At 38.9% G+C, this 615-nt stretch carries 1 pseudogene; it reads right to left on the bottom strand.

What is annotated here, in order from left to right:
- Nucleotides 1–357, bottom strand: a pseudogene (locus GRX31_RS30480) (MFS transporter); the annotation flags it as partial.
- Between the last annotated feature and the right edge of the window lie 258 nt (nt 358–615).

Here is a 615-nt window from a genome sequence, read left to right as displayed (position 1 = left end):
TGCGATACTCATAATAGACATGAGAAATACAGTCCACTTTGCACTAAATACACGGCCACGTCTTTCTGCTAACCATCCAAAGAAAATAGCACCAATCGCTTGTCCGATATAACCAGACCCAATAAGAAGACCAATTTGAGCAGGTGATAAATTCCACATGCCGATGAGAACTGGGAGAACAAATGCTAAAGATAGTGCATCAAAAGCATCAAAAAAGGTAGCAGATCCCATAATGATACGAGGTTTTAAATGCCATCTCGAAAAAGGTACACTTTCCATCCTAGTCAATAGTTGTGAAGCTCTATCAACAACTTGCTCATCATGAGAATTTGAATTTCCGCTGAGTTCTAACGTCATGATATCTCCTCCTTAATAGAGGAAATGATGCAAAAGTACATGCTGATGAGCACAAAAGAAATCGCTTACATTTTAAATGAAGAGACATTCTAAAGCGATCATATGAGTTTTCAGCATCTATCATTTCTTTTTTGGCGTTCCCGTGGTGCCACGATCTACATAGTACATCGGGAAGATATGTTCCATCTTCTCTAACTGTTCTCCTTCTACTAACTGCGTTAGTAAAGAAACCGCTTTTCTTCCCATTCCAACTAAATC

Source organism: Delftia sp. CH05 (assembly GCF_009827015.1).
GTDB classification, from domain to species: domain Bacteria; phylum Pseudomonadota; class Gammaproteobacteria; order Burkholderiales; family Burkholderiaceae_C; genus Comamonas; species Comamonas tsuruhatensis.
This window is presented reverse-complemented; position numbering and strand designations above follow the sequence as displayed.